The 16779-nt window shown below is 63.7% G+C and carries 14 protein-coding genes; 4 read left to right on the top strand and 10 right to left on the bottom strand.

The window, feature by feature from the left end; genetic code table 11:
- Window positions 1-382, top strand: a 382-nt coding sequence (locus NKJ06_RS21645) for a LysR substrate-binding domain-containing protein (RefSeq protein ID WP_352810564.1), incomplete at its 5' end; no start/stop codon positions are given.
- A gap of 101 nt (window positions 383-483) precedes the next feature.
- On the opposite strand, the gene NKJ06_RS21650 is transcribed toward NKJ06_RS21645, so the two are convergent.
- The 5 genes from NKJ06_RS21650 to hisS form a co-directional block, all read right to left on the bottom strand.
- The gene (locus tag NKJ06_RS21650) at window positions 484-1440 is read right to left on the bottom strand and encodes a calcium:cation antiporter (protein WP_352629384.1); all 957 of its coding nucleotides are present in this window, start codon (window positions 1438-1440) and stop codon (window positions 484-486) included.
- Window positions 1441-1631: 191 nt separating this feature from the next.
- Window positions 1632-3404, bottom strand: a complete 1773-nt coding sequence (locus NKJ06_RS21655; protein ID WP_352629386.1) for an AMP-binding protein — start codon at window positions 3402-3404, stop codon at window positions 1632-1634.
- Between the two features lie 392 nt (window positions 3405-3796).
- Window positions 3797-4495, bottom strand: a complete 699-nt coding sequence (gene hisG / locus NKJ06_RS21660) for an ATP phosphoribosyltransferase (RefSeq protein WP_352629388.1) — start codon at window positions 4493-4495, stop codon at window positions 3797-3799.
- Complete coding sequence (locus NKJ06_RS21665) at window positions 4492-5622, bottom strand: ATP phosphoribosyltransferase regulatory subunit (RefSeq protein ID WP_352629390.1); 1131 nt, start codon at window positions 5620-5622, stop codon at window positions 4492-4494. Before NKJ06_RS21665 ends, hisG begins: the two co-directional genes overlap by 4 nt.
- Before the next feature lie 181 nt (window positions 5623-5803).
- Window positions 5804-7300: a histidine--tRNA ligase gene (hisS, locus tag NKJ06_RS21670; protein ID WP_352629392.1), complete on the bottom strand. Its 1497-nt coding sequence runs from the start codon at window positions 7298-7300 to the stop codon at window positions 5804-5806.
- A 249-nt stretch (window positions 7301-7549) separates the two neighbouring features.
- Between hisS and NKJ06_RS21675 the strand changes: the two genes are divergently transcribed.
- Complete coding sequence (locus NKJ06_RS21675; protein ID WP_352629394.1) at window positions 7550-7804, top strand: hypothetical protein; 255 nt, start codon at window positions 7550-7552, stop codon at window positions 7802-7804.
- 57 nt (window positions 7805-7861) lie between these two features.
- On the opposite strand, the gene NKJ06_RS21680 is transcribed toward NKJ06_RS21675, so the two are convergent.
- Window positions 7862-8500, bottom strand: coding sequence for a DNA-3-methyladenine glycosylase I (locus NKJ06_RS21680; protein WP_352629396.1), 639 nt, complete (start codon window positions 8498-8500; stop codon window positions 7862-7864).
- 215 nt (window positions 8501-8715) lie between these two features.
- On the opposite strand from NKJ06_RS21680, the gene NKJ06_RS21685 reads away from it, so the two are divergent.
- Both NKJ06_RS21685 and NKJ06_RS21690 read left to right on the top strand, forming a co-directional pair.
- Window positions 8716-9453, top strand: coding sequence for a L,D-transpeptidase (locus NKJ06_RS21685; protein WP_352629398.1), 738 nt, complete (start codon window positions 8716-8718; stop codon window positions 9451-9453).
- Window positions 9454-9717: 264 nt separating this feature from the next.
- Window positions 9718-10638 (top strand): bifunctional 5,10-methylenetetrahydrofolate dehydrogenase/5,10-methenyltetrahydrofolate cyclohydrolase, encoded by a 921-nt coding sequence (locus tag NKJ06_RS21690; protein ID WP_352629400.1) that lies wholly within the window; start codon window positions 9718-9720, stop codon window positions 10636-10638.
- Between the two features lie 16 nt (window positions 10639-10654).
- Here NKJ06_RS21690 and glcF read toward each other — a convergent pair whose 3' ends face one another.
- From glcF to NKJ06_RS21710, 4 genes are all read right to left on the bottom strand, one after another.
- Window positions 10655-11980 carry a glycolate oxidase subunit GlcF gene (gene glcF / locus NKJ06_RS21695; RefSeq protein WP_352629402.1) on the bottom strand — a complete coding sequence of 442 codons (1326 nt, stop codon included), beginning with the start codon at window positions 11978-11980 and terminating at the stop codon, window positions 10655-10657.
- An 11-nt stretch (window positions 11981-11991) separates the two neighbouring features.
- Entirely contained in the window at window positions 11992-13197 is a 1206-nt protein-coding gene (locus tag NKJ06_RS21700) for an FAD-binding protein (protein WP_352629403.1), read from the bottom strand.
- A 232-nt stretch (window positions 13198-13429) separates the two neighbouring features.
- Entirely contained in the window at window positions 13430-14926 is a 1497-nt protein-coding gene (locus NKJ06_RS21705; RefSeq protein ID WP_352629406.1) for an FAD-linked oxidase C-terminal domain-containing protein, read from the bottom strand.
- Window positions 14927-15449: 523 nt separating this feature from the next.
- Window positions 15450-16772, bottom strand: a complete 1323-nt coding sequence (locus tag NKJ06_RS21710) for a DUF3422 family protein (RefSeq protein ID WP_352629408.1) — start codon at window positions 16770-16772, stop codon at window positions 15450-15452.
- Between the last annotated feature and the right edge of the window lie 7 nt (window positions 16773-16779).

A 16779-nucleotide genomic window follows, 5' to 3' on the forward strand; every position in this document is an offset into this window, starting at 1 on the left:
CAGCCCGGACTATCTCGAGCACCATGGCCGCCCCGAGCGCCTCGAGGATCTGCGCCACCATGCCTGCCTGCGCTTGCGCCGCTCGAACGGCGCCATCGCGCCCTGGTCCTTCGTCGACGGCAACGAGGCAATCGAGGCGATGGTCTCAGGCCCGCTGATCGCGCACGACTATCCGACGTTGCTCGGTGCGGCGATACAGGGCATCGGGCTGGCCCAGACGCCCCGACCCGTCGCCGAAGGTCCGATAGAACAGGGAAAACTCAAATCGGTGCTGGACGGCTTCGCCGCGACGACGCCGGGCGTCTTCCTTTATCATCCCGGTAAGCGCCAGGTCCTGCCGAAGCTGCGCGCCTTTATCGATCACCTCAAATCCGCAGCGTGAGGCTATGAGGGATGTCGCACCCTGCCCCCTCACGCCGTCTTCTGCGTCACCAATAGCAGCCGCCTCATTCGTGCAGTAATTGCCCGCTCGAACCAAAGCCTTCATGGTACAAATATAAGAAATAAATAAGTAAAAAATACCACGATATGAACCGTACCCGTCAAGAATGTTGTTCTTTCAGTACTAAAACTCACGTTGCATATGAAGAGCGCTAAAATCAAAAGCACTGTGTCAGTCGCTGGAAGCCCCAGGGTTAACCCTCTTCCCGTCAGCAGGCTGGCGGCTGCGACCGCCGGTATTGTCAAACCAATTGTAGCGCAAGCCGAACCCATCGCGACATTCAAACCGCGTTGCAGCTCATTGTTGAGGGAAGCGCGAACCGCCGAAATGGCCTCCGGCATCAAAACCAGCCCCGCGATCAACGCCCCCACAATACTGTCAGCCTGTGTCACCTCGTAGGTAACGAGCGTATTTTCAACACTTGCGGCGACTTGCTCGGCGAGCATTACAATGCCAATCAGCCCGATTAACAGGAGCAGAGTGCTGGCAGAGATGCTTTCGTGAGGGGCAGTCCGCAGCGAAACGCCGTGCGTCTGCCCTTCGACAAAGTCGTCTCGGTGCCGGACAGTTTGCGCGAACACAAAACTTGCATAGAGCAGCACCGAAAGCACGCTCACGAAACCAAGTTGAGCTGCTGAAAATGTGCCAGGATCGGTAGTTCGTGTGTAGGTCGGCAGAATAAGCGTCATGATGGTCAGCGCGGCCAGAACCGCCAGATATGCGCTGGTCCCTTGCCGAACGATTGCCTGCTTGCGATGGCGCCAGCCGCCAAGCGTGAGACACGTACCGACAACGCCGGTAGATGTAATCATCACCGTCGAGAAGACGGACTCACGTGCAAGCGTAGGGTTGTTTTCTCCATGCAGCATCATGGAAACGATGATCGACACTTCGATTGCCGTCACGGCAAAAGTCAGCACCAACGTACCGTAAGGCTCCCCTACACGCCGAGCTACCGCTTCGGCGTGGTCGAGCACCACGAAAATGGTGATAAACATGATCGCACTCGAAAGCGTTCCGACGAGGATCCTGACGCTCGGCGAACCTTCGTCTACCGACAGCCCGCTGGCTCTGACTGCGACAGCCATCACCAAGGCGGCCAACGGCATCGCATAAGAAGTCACCGATCGCGCGAAACCACTCATTTCAAGCCCCGTGCGTTTCTGCGAACCTTGCGGAAAGCCTATACTCACGCCGTCTTCTGCGTCACCAATCCCAGTTCCTCGACCATCGCCTGACGCATCAGGAACTTCTGCGGCTTGCCGGTCACCGTCATCGGCAATTCGCTGCGGAAGCGGATATGGCGGGGGATCTTGTAGTGGGCGATCTGGCCGGCGCAGAAGTTTTTGATTTCCTGCTCGGTGACGATCTGGCCGGGCTTGAGCACGATCCAGGCACACAGCTCCTCACCATATTTGGCGTCGGGAATGCCGAACACCTGCACCTCCTTGACCTTGGGATGGCGGTAGAGGAATTCCTCGACCTCGCGCGGGTAGACGTTCTCGCCGCCGCGGATGACCATGTCCTTGACCCGGCCGACGATGTTGCAATAGCCCTCGGCGTCGATGGTGGCGAGATCGCCGGTGTGCATCCAGCCGTCGCTGTCGATCGCCTCGCGGGTCTTCTCCTCGTCGTCCCAGTAGCCCTTCATCACGGAATAGCCGCGTGTGCAAAGCTCGCCCGGCGCGCCGACGGCGACGGTGGCGCCATCGGCATCGACCGCCTTGACCTCGACATGGGGGTGGATGCGCCCGACGGTCGAGACGCGCTTTTCCAGCGGGTCGTCGACGCCGCTCTGGAACGAGACCGGGCTGGTCTCGGTCATGCCATAGGCGATGGTCACCTCTTCCATGTGCATCAGCGACACCACCTTCTTCATCACCTCGATCGGGCATGGCGAGCCGGCCATGATGCCGGTGCGCAGGCTGGAGAGATCGAAGGACGGGAAATCCGGGTGATCGAGGAGGGCTACGAACATCGTCGGCACGCCGTAGAGCCCGGTGCAGCGTTCCTGCGCCACCGCCTTCAGCGTGGCGCCGGCATCGAAGCCCTCGCCCGGAAAAACCATGGTGGCGCCCTTCGACACGCAGCCCATCGTGCCCATCGACATGCCGAAGCAGTGGTAGAGCGGCACCGGGATGCAGAGCCGGTCGTCGACGGTCAGTTTGATCGCCGAGGTGACGAAATTGCCGTTGTTGACGATGTTGTTGTGGGTCAGCGTCGCGCCCTTGGGCGCCCCTGTCGTGCCTGACGTGAACTGGATGTTGATGGCCTCGCTCGGTTTCAGCCCCTCCGAGATGCGGTCGAGGCTGTCATGCTCGTCGCGTCCGGCCATGGCCAATACATCGCCAAAATTGAACATGCCGGGTGAGTTGTCCTCGCCCATGCGGATGACGATCTTCAGCGCCGGCAGTTTTTGCGCCTTGAGCTTGCCCGGCGTGGCCTTGGCAATCTCCGGCGCCAGCGTCTCGATCATGCCCAGATAGTCGGAGGTCTTGAACTTGGCCGCCGTGACCAGCGCCTTGCAGCCGACCTTGTTCAGCGCGTAGTCCAGCTCGGTCAGCCGGTAGGCCGGGTTGATGTTGACCAGGATCAGGCCGATGCGGGCGGTGGCGAATTGCGTCACCAGCCATTCCCATCGGTTGGGCGACCAGATGCCGACGCGATCGCCTTTTACCAACCCCAGCGCCAGGAAGCCGGCGGCCAGCGCATCGACGGTGTCCGACAGTTCGCTCCAGGTGAAGCGCTTGTCCTGATCGACGAAAACGGCGGCATCTTGCGTACCGTACTTGCTGACGGTGTCGGAAAGTAGCGCGGGAATCGTCTTGTCGAGCAGCGGCACGCTGCGCTCACCCGAGACATGCGCCTTGCCGTCGACGGGTGCCACGAAAACACCGCCATTGCGCGCTCCGCGTCCACGCAAATTGCTGGCGTTCTTTAGCTCGTCGAGATTGACTGGCATCGCTCTCTCCTCCCGGGACTGGCCGAGCCTATCAGCCCGAGGGGGTGGTGAAAATCCCGCCGATAGTCGTGGCAGAGCACCGATCCGGTCAACGATGCTTCGGAGACTCGCGTTGGCTGGCGAAGCATCAAAACGCAAAAACCCGCCTGGGCGGCGGGTCGCTGGCGCAAATCAGCACCATGGACAAATATGTACCATAGCTGAGGGCACGGAGTCAAGAAAAAATTCCTATCGCGAAGAAACTAACGGCACAAAAGCTGCTAACACTGGTCGCCGTCAGCTTTTTGTTAATCTGAGTTCGGAGCCCTGTGCCGCCGGGCTGGCCGCCGTCAGCTTTTTGTCAAGCTGGGTTCGAAGCCCGGGGGTAGTGGAGGTGTGGGAAGGCCCCGCCGCTATCCGACCGCTGCCGCTACCTTCGCAGCAATATCGCGCAGGATCGCTTCATCCGCCGCCGCCCGTGTCTTCCTCGACGCCACCAGACAGGCCTGCGAGCGCAGGACAAGGCCGTCGCCCAGCACCTTGAGATGATTGGCGCGCAGCGTCGAGCCAGTGGTGGTGATGTCGACGATGACATCGGCCAGCCCCGCCGCCGGCGCGCCTTCGGTGGCGCCGAGGCTCTCGACGATGCGGTAGACCTGGATGCCGTGTTTTTGCGAGAAGAATTGCTGGGTCAATCGCCAGTATTTGGTGGCAATGCGCAGCCGCCTGCCGTGGCGCTGGCGAAAGTCGGCGGCGACGTCGTCGAGGTCGGCCATGGTGTCGACGTCGAGCCAGATGTCGGGCACGGCCACCACGACATCGGCACTGCCGAAGCCGAGACGGGCGATGATTTCAGCGCGGGTTTCCCAGTCGGCGAGGTTTTCACGCACCAAATCCTCGCCGGTGATGCCGAGATCGATCGCGCCCTGGCCGATCTCGCCTGATATTTCGGAAGCCGACAGGAACACCACTTCGACATTGTCCAGGCCCTCGACGCGGGCGTGGTACTTGCGCTCATCACCTGGCAGGCTGACGGTGAGGCCGGCTTTGGCCAGCACGTGCAGCGCCTGCTCTTTCAGGCGGCCTTTCGACGGGATCGCCAGCGTGATCATGGCGCCATCTCGCGCAACGCCTCGATGCGGTCGAGCCAGACGGAAAAGCCGACGCCTGGGATCGGCGTTTTCGCGCCGAGCAAGGTCAGCAGCCGGTCATAGCGGCCGCCACCGACCAGCGGCCGGTCGCCCCGGTCGCCATTGTCAGCCGCGATTTCGAAAACCAGGCCGGTGTAGTAATCGAGCGGCCGGCCGAAAGCGGCATCGTAGCGGATTTTTCCGGCCGGCAGGCCGTGCGCCTCGATCGCCTGGGCACGGGCGGCGAACTTCTCCAGCGCAGTATCAAGCGAAAGCCCGGCAGCGCTGGCGAAGGAGGCCAGCGCCTCGGCCGCGCCGGCGAGCGGCACGTCGATCGCCAGAAAACCCTTCAGCGCCGCGAAGGCTTCATTCGACAGCCTCACGCTGCGCAGTTCGGCTTTCTCGATCAGCCGCCGCGCAATGTCGGATGGCGGGCGTCCGGCGGATGCCGACAGGCCGGCCTCTTCCATGCCACTGGCGATGTGAGCGGAAAGACCGTCCAGATCACCGTCGAGAACGAGAGCAGCGACCGCGCCGGGGAGCTGGCCGTTGCGCGGCGGATTGGCGAGATCGGCGAGTGCCGCCTCAAGCATCGGCGCTGAGCCGAAGGCGCGGGCAAGACGCATGCGCCAGCCGCGCGGCAGGCCAAGGGCTGCCAGCACCGCCTCGAAAATGGTCTGGTCGCCGAGCGTGATCGCCAGCGCCTGGCCGGGCAGCACCAAGGCAAGCAGCGCATGCGCATCGGCCAGCGAGCGAGCATCGGCTTGCGCCGTATCACGATCGCCAAGATCCTCGATGCCAGCCTGGAAGAACTCGTTGCCGCCTTCACGGCGCTGGCGGAAGACCTCGCCGAGATAGGAATAGCGGCGCGGCGTGCCGGCTTGCGAATGGATGTGGTCGAGGCAGACCGGAATGGTGAATTCCGGCCGCAGGCACAATGTCTGGCCCGTTTCGCTTTCGGTCAGGAAGATACGGCGGCGCAAATCCTCGCCGGCCATGTCGAGGAACGGGTCGGCCGGCTGCAATATGGCGACCTCGACGGCGTGCGTGTTGCGCGTGGCGAAGAGGTTGGTGATATCGGCTGCGATGGCGGGGTAGCGGGAGGTCATGAAGCGCCACCTTCCCTTCTCCCCTTGTGGGAGAAGGTGGGTTGGCGCGTAGCGCCAAGACGGATGAGGGGTGCTGGACGGAATAAGGCGTTGGTGTTCCCTGGAACACCCCTCATCCGACCTCGCTTCGCGAGGCCACCTTCTCCCACAAGGGGAGAAGGACAAGAGAGGCCGGCGCTCGTCACTTAGACCGTTCCTCGGCCTGCGCCGCCAAAATCTTCTTCACCTCCGCGACCAGCTCGCTTTCCGCCACCGTCACCTGCGCCGGGCGGGCGGCGCGCCATTCGGCGTTGTCGGTGATCTCGGCCGACATGCGCGCGCCTTCGATCAGGTCCTTGATCTGCAGCTCGCCCTTGGCGCGCTCGTCGCCGCCCTGGATGATTGCAACCGGGCAGCCGCGGCGATCCGCATATTTGAGCTGTGCTTTCATGCCGGCGCCGCCGAGGTACATTTCCGAGCGGATGCCGGCGGCACGCAGTTCCGAAACCATCTTCTGGTAGCGGCCGAGGCTGTCGGTATCCTTGTCCATCACCAACACCACGACCGGCGCGATTACATCCGCGCTGTCGAGCTTGCCGAGGTTCTTCAGCGCGGTCATCAGCCTGGAGACGCCGATGGAGAAACCGGTCGCCGGCACCGGCTCGCCGCGAAAGCGCGAGACGAGGCCATCATAGCGGCCACCGCCGCCGACCGAGCCGAAGCGCACGATCTGGCCGTCCTCGTTGGGGATTTCGGCCAGAAGCTCGGCCTCGAAGACCGGGCCGGTGTAGTATTCGAGGCCGCGAACGACCGAGCGGTCCATGGCAATACGGTCTTCGCCATATCCCGCCGCCCTGACCAGGGCCTCAATCGTCGACAGTTCGCCGACACCTTCCTGGTAGACCGCGTTCGAACTGACCATGGTATCCTGGCCGGCATGTGCATTCCTCGCTGTCGCGAGAAGAACCGCCTCGGCTTGTCCGCTGTTCAACCCGGCGCCCTTGGCGAAGTCGCCCTCGCCTTCCTTGCCGCCATCCCAGCGCCCCGGCCCAAGCAAAAGCTTCACCCCTTCCGGCCCGAGCTTGTCCAGCTTGTCGATCGCCCGCAGCACCGTCAGCCGGCGGCCGGTATTCTCCTCGCCGCCAAGGCCGATCGCCTCCAGAACGCCGTCCAGAACCTTGCGGTTGTTGACGCGGATGATGTAGTCGCCGCGCTTGATACCCAGCGCTTCCATGACGTCGGCCATCATCATCGCCATCTCGGCGTCGGCGGCCACGCCAGGCGTGCCGATCGTGTCGGCGTCGAACTGCATGAACTGGCGGAAGCGGCCAGGACCAGGCTTCTCGTTGCGGAACACCCAGCCGGAGCGATAGCTGCGATAGGGTTTTGGCAGGCGCTCGTAATTCTCGGCGACGAAGCGCGCCGTCGGCGCGGTCAGGTCATAGCGCAGCGACAGCCACTGGTCGTCGTCATCCTGGAAGGAGAATACCCCTTCGTTCGGCCGGTCCTGGTCGGGCAGGAATTTTCCGAGCGCGTCCGTGTATTCGATCAACGGCTGGTCGGCCGGTTCAAAACCATAAAGCTCATAGACCGAGCGGATCGTCACCATCATCTTCTCGACGGCGCGGATGTCCTCGGCGCTGCGGTCGGCAAAACCGCGCGGCAGTCGCGCTTTCGTCTTTTCCGATTTATCGGCCATGAGATGGGTACTCGGTGTTTCGTGGCGCTGTGCGATAGGAAATTTCCTATTTCCGCAGCGCGCGTGTCCTAACCGATGCAGCTTTGTGCGGCAAGGGTTTGCAGCCTTGCCTCTCCCTGCCGAGAGAAGGCGGAACCGAAGCACCCTGAAACAGAACCGCATCGAAAATGAAACAATCACGCCATGCGCGCGGCATCGTGCCGACACAATCGCCAGGGATAAACGCGCCGAAATGAGGGGGTCGCGGCGATGACCAGCACAGCAAGATTCCATGCCATCGACAGCGATGCAGGCGAATTGCCCGCACGCTTGCGCCCGGCCGACATTCATGCCCCGAAAATGGTCAGCCAGGCTGCCGGCCCGTTCGAAGTCCCGGCCGACACCGGCAAGGGTCCATCCATGCGCGACGCGTTGATGACCGGCCTGCTGGTGATCTATCCGACCGTGGCCACGGTGGTGGCGATTGTCGCCGGCCTGGTGCTGGCCAGCGCCAACGGCACCTGAAGTTACCCCCACCCGCCCCTTCGGCGCGACCTACCCACAAGGGCGAGGTGGGGAGCCCTATTTTGGTCTTTTGAAAGCCTTCCGCTGCTTCTCGACCTCTTTGCGGCAGACGCAGCCCTCGAGGTGGTCGTTGACCAAACCCATCGCCTGCATGAAGGCGTAGACGGTGGTCGGGCCGACGAAGCTCCAGCCGCGCTTCTTCAACTCCTTCGAAATCCGCACCGAGACGGCCGTGGTCGGGTTGGCGCGCAGGTGCGCGAGATCGACCGTCTCTGGCCGCTCATCCTTGCCGGGTTCGAACTTCCAGAACCAGGCGGCCAGCGAGCCGAATTCATCTGCCATTTCGCGGGCGCGCTTGGCGTTGTTGATGGTCGAGACGATCTTGCCGCGATGACGGATGATGCCGGCATTGCCAAGCAGGCGCTCGACATCCTTGTCGGTGAAGGCAGCGACCTTGTCGAATTCGAAATTGGCGAAGGCTTGCCGAAAATTCTCCCGCTTGCGCAGGATGGTCAGCCACGACAGGCCCGACTGAAAGCCTTCGAGGCAGATCTTTTCGAACAGCCTGCGGTCATCCGCCACCGGCCGTCCCCACTCATGGTCGTGGTAGTGCAGATAGTCGGGCAGATTGCCGTGCCAGAAGCAGCGCGCGACGCCGTCGGGGCCGGCGAGCAGGCCGGTGTCTTCCTTGTCCATAAGCCAAAATCCGTCCGTTAATGCGCTTTTGCGCTGCATTTACTGCGGCTTTACCAGATTCCTGAACCCGGCGGTAACCACACCAAAAGGTTTACCGACACTTGCGCATTTTACGCATTCCGATTCATGTTTCGGTTGCTGCTTGCGCGCCAATGATCGCCGAACCGGGAGGACGTTTCCACCCGTTTTGTATCAGACGATCAAGGTGCGTTCCGATGAAGACAGTACTGTTTCCCGTGCTCGGCGCCGTGGCTGTGTTTGCCGCCGGCGTCACGCCCTCAACCGCCGGCGATCGCTACGCCGACAGGCCGCCGGTGATGGTGAGCCCCGACCTTTCCGCCCCCTGGGTGCTGCAGCTTGGCCAGGCGCCCGGCATCGTGCGCCAGAACCGCCAGGTGGTGCAGCAACAGCCGCGCCTGCGCGCGGCGCAGCCCGACCGGGTGCGGACGGCAGCGGTGCAGGCACCGGCCAAACGCATGGCCATGCGCCCGCAGATCAACCCGATCTTCCTGCCGCAGGAGGTCGACTATGACGGCGCGCAGAAGCCGGGCACGATCGTCATCGACACCACGCAGAATTTCCTCTTCCTGATCGAGAAGAACGGCAAGGCGCGGCGCTACGGCGTCGGCACCGGCAAGCCGGGCTTCGAATGGTCGGGCACGCACAAGATCACCAACAAACGCGAGTGGCCGGACTGGCGCCCGCCGGCGCAGATGATCAAGCGCGAAGCCGCCAAGGGCCGCTATTTGCCGACCTATCTGGCCGGAGGCATGGAGAACCCGCTCGGCGCCCGCGCGCTCTATCTCGGCACGACCGAGTACCGCATCCACGGCACCAACCAGCCGTGGACGATCGGCGGCGCGGTGTCGTCGGGTTGCATCCGCATGCGCAACGAGGACGTGGTCGATCTCTATGAACGGGTCAATGTTGGAACCACGGTCGAGGTGATATAATTCCTGCGAATCACTTGGCCGGCAAAGCAGACCGCTTTTCGAGGTCAGTTTAGGGATAACGGGGGACGGGTCGTATGGGGATGCGGCCGGTCAGGAAGGGCAGCACGGGAAACCGCGCTGCCCTTTCCGTTTTGACCACGGCCTGAGGCGTAACGAAACACTGTTTCCCGGCGCGTCGCGCAAAAATCATGGTGGTTCGCTTTCGCGCTGCCATTGGCGATGTTCTTTTGCTATGTGGGCGGCAACCAGCAAAAGAGTTCACCCATGTCCCTGTCCGAAGACAGCCGTTATCTCAGAGGTGGCCCGGTCGCCCAGCGCATCATCGCCGCCGTCCGCGAGGATGCCGCGATTGCCAAAGCTGAGGGTTTTCCGCCCAAGCTGATCTCGATCACCGTCGGCGACACCGATGCGGTCGACGTCTATGTGCGCAACCAGCGCGCCAAGGCACAATTGGCCGGTATCGATTTCGAGGAAAGGCGCTTTCCTGCAACCATCACATCAGGCGAACTGGAAGCGGCGATCCACGGCCTGAATGCCGACCCGCGTGTCACCGGCATCATCATCCAGCGGCCGGTTCCCGCGCATATCCCGATCAGGACGCTGCAGGCGGCGGTGCATCCGCTGAAAGATGTCGAAGGCATGCATCCGTCCTCGATCGGCAACATCGTCTACAATCAGCTCGACCTCGCCCCCTGCACGGCGGCCGCTTCGGTCGAGCTGCTCAAGGAGACCGGCCTCGACCTCAAGGGGCTGGAAGTCGTGATCGTCGGCCATTCGGAAATCGTCGGCAAGCCTATCGCCTTCCTGTTGATGAGCGAAGGCGCGACAGTGACGGTCTGCCACCACATGACGCGATCGGTCGCCGCCCATGCGCGGCGCGCCGACGCGCTGTTCGTCGCCGTCGGCAAGCCGCGGCTGATCAAGGCCGACATGGTCAAGCCGGGTGCGGCCGTCATCGACATCGGCATCAATTCCGAGATCGGCCCTGACGGCTCCAGCCGCATCGTCGGCGATGTCGACACCGACAGCGTGCGCGAGGTCGCCTCCTGGATCACGCCGGTACCGGGCGGCGTCGGCCCGATCACGGTCGCCATCCTGCTGCGTAACACGATGGTGGCGCTCAGCCGCCAGCGCGCGCTCTACGAGGCGACCTACGGCACGGCGGACAGGCTGGCGGCGGAGTAACGCCGCGACAGGCAGGCTATTCCGCGGCGATCAGACTCTCGTCCAGAACACCTTCCGGCTTTGGCCCGCCATAGGCCCAGTCGAGCAGCTTGATCGTGTGCACGACCGGCAGCTTCGCGGCGGAAGCAATCTGCGTGATGCAGCCGATGTTGCCGGTAGCAACGATCGAGGCACCCGTCGCCTCGATGTTTTTCACCTTGCGGTCGCGCAGCTTGGCCGAAATCTCGGACTGCAGAATGTTGTAGGTGCCGGCCGAACCGCAGCACAGATGGCCCTCGCGCGGCTCGCGCACAATGAAGCCGGCCTTGGCCAGCAGTTCCTTCGGCTGGCGGGTGATCTTCTGGCCGTGCTGCATCGAGCAGGCCGAGTGATAGGCGACGATGGTGCCCGGCTTGCGCACCGGTTCGGGCAGCTCGAGACCAGCTAGATACTCGGTGATGTCCTTGGCCAGCGCCGACACGCGCGCGGCCTTGTCGGCATAGGCCGGATCGAGCCGCAGCATGAAGCCATAATCCTTGATGGTGGTGCCGCAGCCGGACGCGGTGATGACGATGGCATCGAGCCCACCCTGCTCGATGGCTTGTGTCCAGGCGTCGACATTTTGTCTGGCCGACGCAAGGGCAGCTTGCTCCCGCCCCATATGATGCACCAGCGCGCCGCAGCAGCCCTCGCCCGGCGGCACCACGACCTCGATGCCTAACCGGGTCAGCAGCGAAATCGTGGTCTTGTTGATGGCGGGATCAAGCACGGATTGCGCACAGCCGGTGAGGATGGCGACGCGACCCTTTTTCGCCCCCTGCCCGGCATGGATGCCTGGTGAGGCCATCGGCGAAGCCGTGGGGATCGAGGCCGGCGCGAGCTTGAGCATCGCGCCGAGCGGCTTCAGCGCCGGGACCTTTTCGAACACGCGAATGAACGGCTTGCCCAGCTTGGCCAGCCTGAGCGCGGCGCGAAAGCGCGCGGGATAGGGCAGCACCAAGGCCAGCATGACGCGGGTCAGGCGGTCGAGCAGCGGTCGCTTGTAGGTCTCCTGGATATGGGCGCGGGCATGGTCGACCAGATGCATGTAGTTGACGCCCGACGGGCAGGTGGTCATGCAGGCGAGGCACGACAGGCAGCGATCGATATGGGTGACGATCTGCTTGTCGGCCGGACGGCCGTTCTCCAGCATGTCCTTGATCAGGTAGATGCGCCCGCGCGGTGAATCGAGTTCGTTGCCGAGTGTCACATAGGTCGGACAGGTCGCGGTGCAGAAGCCGCAATGCACGCATTTGCGCAGGATCTTCTCCGATTCCGCGACATGCGGATCGGCAAGCTGGGCAAGCGAAAAATTGGTCTGCATCGCGTCGGATCCTAGGCCATTCGGCTGGGATTGAGGATGTTCTTGGGGTCGAATTCCTGTTTCAGCCGTGCCGACAGTTCCGCCAGCGCCGGTGCCTGCGGCTCGAAAACGGGCAAGGCAGCACGATGCGAAGGCGCCGCGCGCACCAGCGTCGCATGGCCGCCGCCATGTTTCCTCAACAGCCCGCGCAGCAGAACGGCTTCCGGGTCGCCCTGTTCCATGCGCAACCACACCAGCCCGCCCTGCCAGTCATAGAAGGCGCTGACGGCTGCCTGCATGCGCAGCGTCAGGACCATCTGGTGACCCTCTCCCGGCGTCATCGACACGCGCCAGACCGGTTTCTCGCTGTTGTCGGCGAAAGGCATGCAATCACGCACATCGCGCCAGATCAGCCGTGAAGCCTCACCGGCAATCTCCTCCAGCGGCCCGGCCTCGCCGAGCAGCGTTTTCAGCGCGGCGATGCGATAGGCGACGGAGGGGCCGAAGCCCTCGACACGCAGCAGCGTGGCGGCCTCGTTGCCAAGCGCACCCTCGGCGACGCGCGCGGCGATGCGCTCCGGCAGATGGGCGGCACTCGACACTTCAGCGCTCGAACCCAGCGCCATGGCCATGGCGGCGGCAGCCGCATCGTCGAGCAGGCCACGAATGGCGAACGTGACCTCGGTCTCGGCGGCCGGCAGCACCTTGAAGGTGACGTCGGTGAATACGGCCAGCGTGCCCCAGCTGTTGGCCATCAGCTTCGACATGTCATAGCCGGTGACGTTCTTGACCACGCGGCCGCCCGACTTGAAGGCCTCGCCACGGCCGGACACCACATTGATCCCCAGAACATGATCGCGTGCCGCGCCCGCCTTCAACCGGCGCGGGCCGGAGAGGTTCGCGGCAAGCACACCGCCGATCGTGCCTTTTCCAGGCTCGCCGCCGAGCAGCGGACCGTAATCCATCGGTTCGAAGGCGAGTTGCTGGCCGTTTTCCGCCAGCAGCTTCTCGATGTCGGCCAGCGGTGTGCCTGCCTTGGCCGACAGCACCAGCTCGGCCGGTTCGTATAGCGTGACGCTGGTGAGCCTCGACAGGTCAAGCGTGTGTTCGGTTTGCAGCGGACGGCCGATGCCGCGCTTGGACCCATGGCCAAGGATTTCGAGCGGCGTCTCTTCCGCCACCGCCCAGGCGACGGTGGACAGGACTTCGGCTGACGTGGTTGGCGTGAAAGTGGTCATGAGGAGCACGCGCCAGTCGCGAGTACCGAGATGCCGCGATCCTTGGCGCCCCCCTCTGTCCTGCCGGACATCTCCCCCTCAAGGGGGGAGATTTGCTGACGGCTTTGCTTTCGCCAATCCCCAACCGAGGCGGAAGAGCGAGACGTCGAAGCTGCCGATCTCCCCCCTTGCGGGCCTTGCGGGGGAGATGTCCGGCAGGACAGAGGGGGGTGTTCAAGCGCCGACATGTCCCTCAAAACCTCGGAATGTCCGGGAACGGCAGCTTGCCGCCGGAAATGTGCATGCGGCCGAGCTCTGCGCAGCGGCGGAGCTGCGGGAAGACCTTGCCGGGGTTGAGCAGATGGTTGGGATCGAAGGCGCATTTGACGCGCATCTGCTGGTCGAGGTCGATCTGGGTGAACATTTCCGGCATCAGGTCGCGTTTTTCCACGCCCACCCCGTGTTCGCCGGTCAAGACGCCGCCGACCTTGACGCAGAGCCGCAATATGTCGGCACCGAAGCTTTCCGCCTTGTCGAGTTCGCCCGGCACATTGGCGTCATAGAGGATCAGCGGGTGCAGATTGCCGTCGCCGGCGTGAAAGACATTGGCGACGCCGAGGCCGTATTTCTCCGACAGTTCGCGCATGCCGGCGAGCACGCGCGGCAGTTCCTTGCGCGGGATGGTGCCGTCCATGCAGTAATAGTCGGGCGAGATGCGGCCGACCGCCGGGAATGCCGCCTTGCGGCCGGCCCAGAAGCTTAGCCGCTCCTGCTCGGACTGCGAGATGCGGCAGGTGGTCGAGCCGTTCTTGTAGGCGATGGCCTCGACAAGGCCGATCAGATGATCCACCTCGACGCCCGGCCCGTCGAGTTCGACGATCAGCAGCGCCTCGACATCGAGGGGATAGCCCGCATGGACGAAATCTTCGGCCGCGTGGATCGCCGGCCGGTCCATCATCTCCATGCCGCCCGGAATGATGCCGGCGCCGATGATGTCGGCGACGCACTGGCCGCCCTGCTCGCTGGTCGGGAAGCCGATCAGCAAAGCGCGCGCCGTCTCCGGCTTCTTCAGGATGCGCACGGTGACCTCGGTGACGACCCCGAGCAGCCCTTCCGAGCCGGTCATGATACCAAGCAGATCATACCCTTCCGCATCAAGGTGACTGCCGCCCAGCCGCACCACCTCGCCGTTCATCAGCACCATTTCGATGCCGAGCACATTGTTGGCGGTGAGGCCGTATTTCAGGCAGTGCACGCCGCCGGAATTTTCAGCGACGTTGCCGCCGATCGTGCAGGCGATCTGGGAGGATGGATCGGGGGCGTAGTAGAAGCCCTCCTGCTCGACGGCGGTGGTGATGCCGAGATTGGTGACGCCCGGCTGGGCGACGACGACACGATTGGGAAAATCGATCGCAAGGATGCGGTTGAAGCGGCTCATGACCAGCAGCACCGCGTCTTCCAGCGGCAGCGCGCCGCCCGACAGCGAAGTGCCGGAGCCGCGCGGCACGACGCGGATGTTGCGGTCGTTGCAGTACTTCAGCACGCGGGAAACCTGCGCCACCGTTTGCGGCAAAACGACAACCAATGGCAGCTGCCGATAGGCGGTCAGGCCGTCGCTCTCGAAGGCACGCATGGAATTGGCGGCGTCGACGACGCCCTCGCCCGGCACGATGATGCGCATGTCGGCGACGATCTCGTCGCGCCGGCGCATCGTGGCGTCGTCTGGTTTCGGCATTGCCAGGCCGGACATCAACAGCCTCTTTTCGCTTGACTGGTCAAAATCTTTTACCAGTGAAGCGAGCTGGTTGCAAATGCTGTGGTGGTGGAGACCGTCACTCTACGGCCAGGACAAGCTTCCGCAGCGGCAATCTGCCGCTGTCTTACCCTCCCCCTTGTGGGGAGGGTCGCGAACGAAGTGAGCGGGGTGGGGGTGCGGCGCAAGGCCAGCACTCTATGAGCACCCCCACCCCGTTTCGCAGGTTTCGCTTCGCTCAACCTGCTCACCGACCCTCCCCACAAGGGCAGGGCTATCGCATATGGAATTCCTGAGATGTCTGCCCGGCACGGACCCCCACCCCTAACCCCTCCCCACAAGGGGGAGGGAGACTTCCGTTGGCGCTGACCCAGGAGAATCGCCTGTCTTTTCGGCGCCAAGAAGAATTAAACGCACGCGGCAGCGTTCCCTCCCCCTTGTGGGGAGGGTTAGGGTGGGGGTTCTTCTTCGCAAGAATTCATATGCGATAGCCCTGCCCACAAGGGGGAGGGTGAAGGCGCTACTCCCCAGCCAGCTTGCCGGGTTCGGAATGCAGCCGGCGTACGCGGCGCACGCCCCACCAGACCAGCAGGATGGCGACAGGCACCGAAGCAGCCGTGATGACCTCCGGCGCGAAGGCATGGCCGAAGATCGAGGCGCCCTTGGCGACATAGCCTATGAGGCCGACCACATAGTAGGAGACGGCGGCGACCGACAGGCCTTCGACGGTCTGCTGCAGGCGCAGCTGCAGGCGAGCGCGGTTGTTCATCGAGGCGAGCAGGTCGCGGTTCTGCTTCTCGACCTCGACATCGACCCATGTGCGCAGCAGCGTCGTGGCGCGGGTCAGTTTTCGCGACAGATTGGCCTGCCGCTCCTCGACCGAGCGACAGGTGCGCATGGCTGGTGCGACGCGGCGCTGCAGGAACCCGCCCCAGGTGTCGTACCCAGGCACGGCTTCTTCCTCGAGCGCTTCCAGCCGCTCGACGACAATGCCATCATAGGCGCGGCTGGCGCCGAAACGGTAGAGGCTCGACGCGGCGTCGGCTTCCAGTTCCGCGGCGAGTTCGGTGAGATCGGCCAGCAAGGTCTGGCTGTCACGAGTCTGAGCGACCTTCATCTCCAGCGTGGTCTGCGCCAGCCGGTCCTCGATGCGGCGGGCGCGGCCGGACAGGTTCAGCGCCAACGGCAGGCCGAGCATGGCCAGCGTGCGATAGGTTTCGATGTCGATCAGCCGTTGCGAAAGCGCGCCGGTGCGGGCCGGGGTCAGGCCGCGGTCGAGCACCAGCATGCGCGTCATGCCGTCACCGTCCTGGCGAAAGTCGGTGACGATGGCAGCATTGCCGCGCTCGACCAGCGAGTAGCACAGGCTGGTCGGATCGAAGCCGGCGATCAATCTTTCGCTGACCTGCGTCCATCTGCGGATTTCGAGCCGGATGCCCGAAATGACGGTTCCCGGCGGCGAAAACCCGTTGCCGAACGGCGAATCTTCCTGTGCCCTGCCGCTTTCGGAGAGCGGCCCTTCCCACAGATAGGTCGAGAATTCGGTGTGCCGTTCCCAGCGCAGCGAACCTTTGCCCCATTTCATGGCATGATGGCGAGCCTGTCGATCGGGCGCGGCGATGCCGAGGCGTCGCGACAGTTCGGAAAGCACCGCGTGGTCGACGCCGGAACCGCCTTCGGTCATGAAAGCGAGTTGCACCAGCACGCGCGGCTTTTCGATCAGCGGATGCGGCCGGGCATGGACCTCGCCGAGCGCGCCGGGCCGGCCCTCATGCGCGGGAAACCCCATGACGCTGCCTTTGGCGCGCGGCTGGAATTCGAGATTGGACGGGTCGTCTGACACGGCTTGT

It is taken from the genome of Mesorhizobium sp. M0293, from assembly GCF_040321735.1.
Taxonomy (GTDB): domain Bacteria; phylum Pseudomonadota; class Alphaproteobacteria; order Rhizobiales; family Rhizobiaceae; genus Mesorhizobium.

Bases quoted from the DNA above. Each gene is read 5' to 3' on its own strand.
- NKJ06_RS21650 (WP_352629384.1), bottom strand. From the start codon at position 1,440: ATGTTTATCACCATTTTCGTGGTGCTCGACCACGCCGAAGCGGTAGCT.
- NKJ06_RS21655 (WP_352629386.1), bottom strand. From the start codon at position 3,404: ATGCCAGTCAATCTCGACGAGCTAAAGAACGCCAGCAATTTGCGTGGA.
- hisG (WP_352629388.1), bottom strand. From the start codon at position 4,495: ATGATCACGCTGGCGATCCCGTCGAAAGGCCGCCTGAAAGAGCAGGCG.
- NKJ06_RS21665 (WP_352629390.1), bottom strand. From the start codon at position 5,622: ATGACCTCCCGCTACCCCGCCATCGCAGCCGATATCACCAACCTCTTC.
- hisS (WP_352629392.1), bottom strand. From the start codon at position 7,300: ATGGCCGATAAATCGGAAAAGACGAAAGCGCGACTGCCGCGCGGTTTT.
- NKJ06_RS21675 (WP_352629394.1), top strand. From the start codon at position 7,550: ATGACCAGCACAGCAAGATTCCATGCCATCGACAGCGATGCAGGCGAA.
- NKJ06_RS21680 (WP_352629396.1), bottom strand. From the start codon at position 8,500: ATGGACAAGGAAGACACCGGCCTGCTCGCCGGCCCCGACGGCGTCGCG.
- NKJ06_RS21685 (WP_352629398.1), top strand. From the start codon at position 8,716: ATGAAGACAGTACTGTTTCCCGTGCTCGGCGCCGTGGCTGTGTTTGCC.
- NKJ06_RS21690 (WP_352629400.1), top strand. From the start codon at position 9,718: ATGTCCCTGTCCGAAGACAGCCGTTATCTCAGAGGTGGCCCGGTCGCC.
- glcF (WP_352629402.1), bottom strand. From the start codon at position 11,980: ATGCAGACCAATTTTTCGCTTGCCCAGCTTGCCGATCCGCATGTCGCG.
- NKJ06_RS21700 (WP_352629403.1), bottom strand. From the start codon at position 13,197: ATGACCACTTTCACGCCAACCACGTCAGCCGAAGTCCTGTCCACCGTC.
- NKJ06_RS21705 (WP_352629406.1), bottom strand. From the start codon at position 14,926: ATGTCCGGCCTGGCAATGCCGAAACCAGACGACGCCACGATGCGCCGG.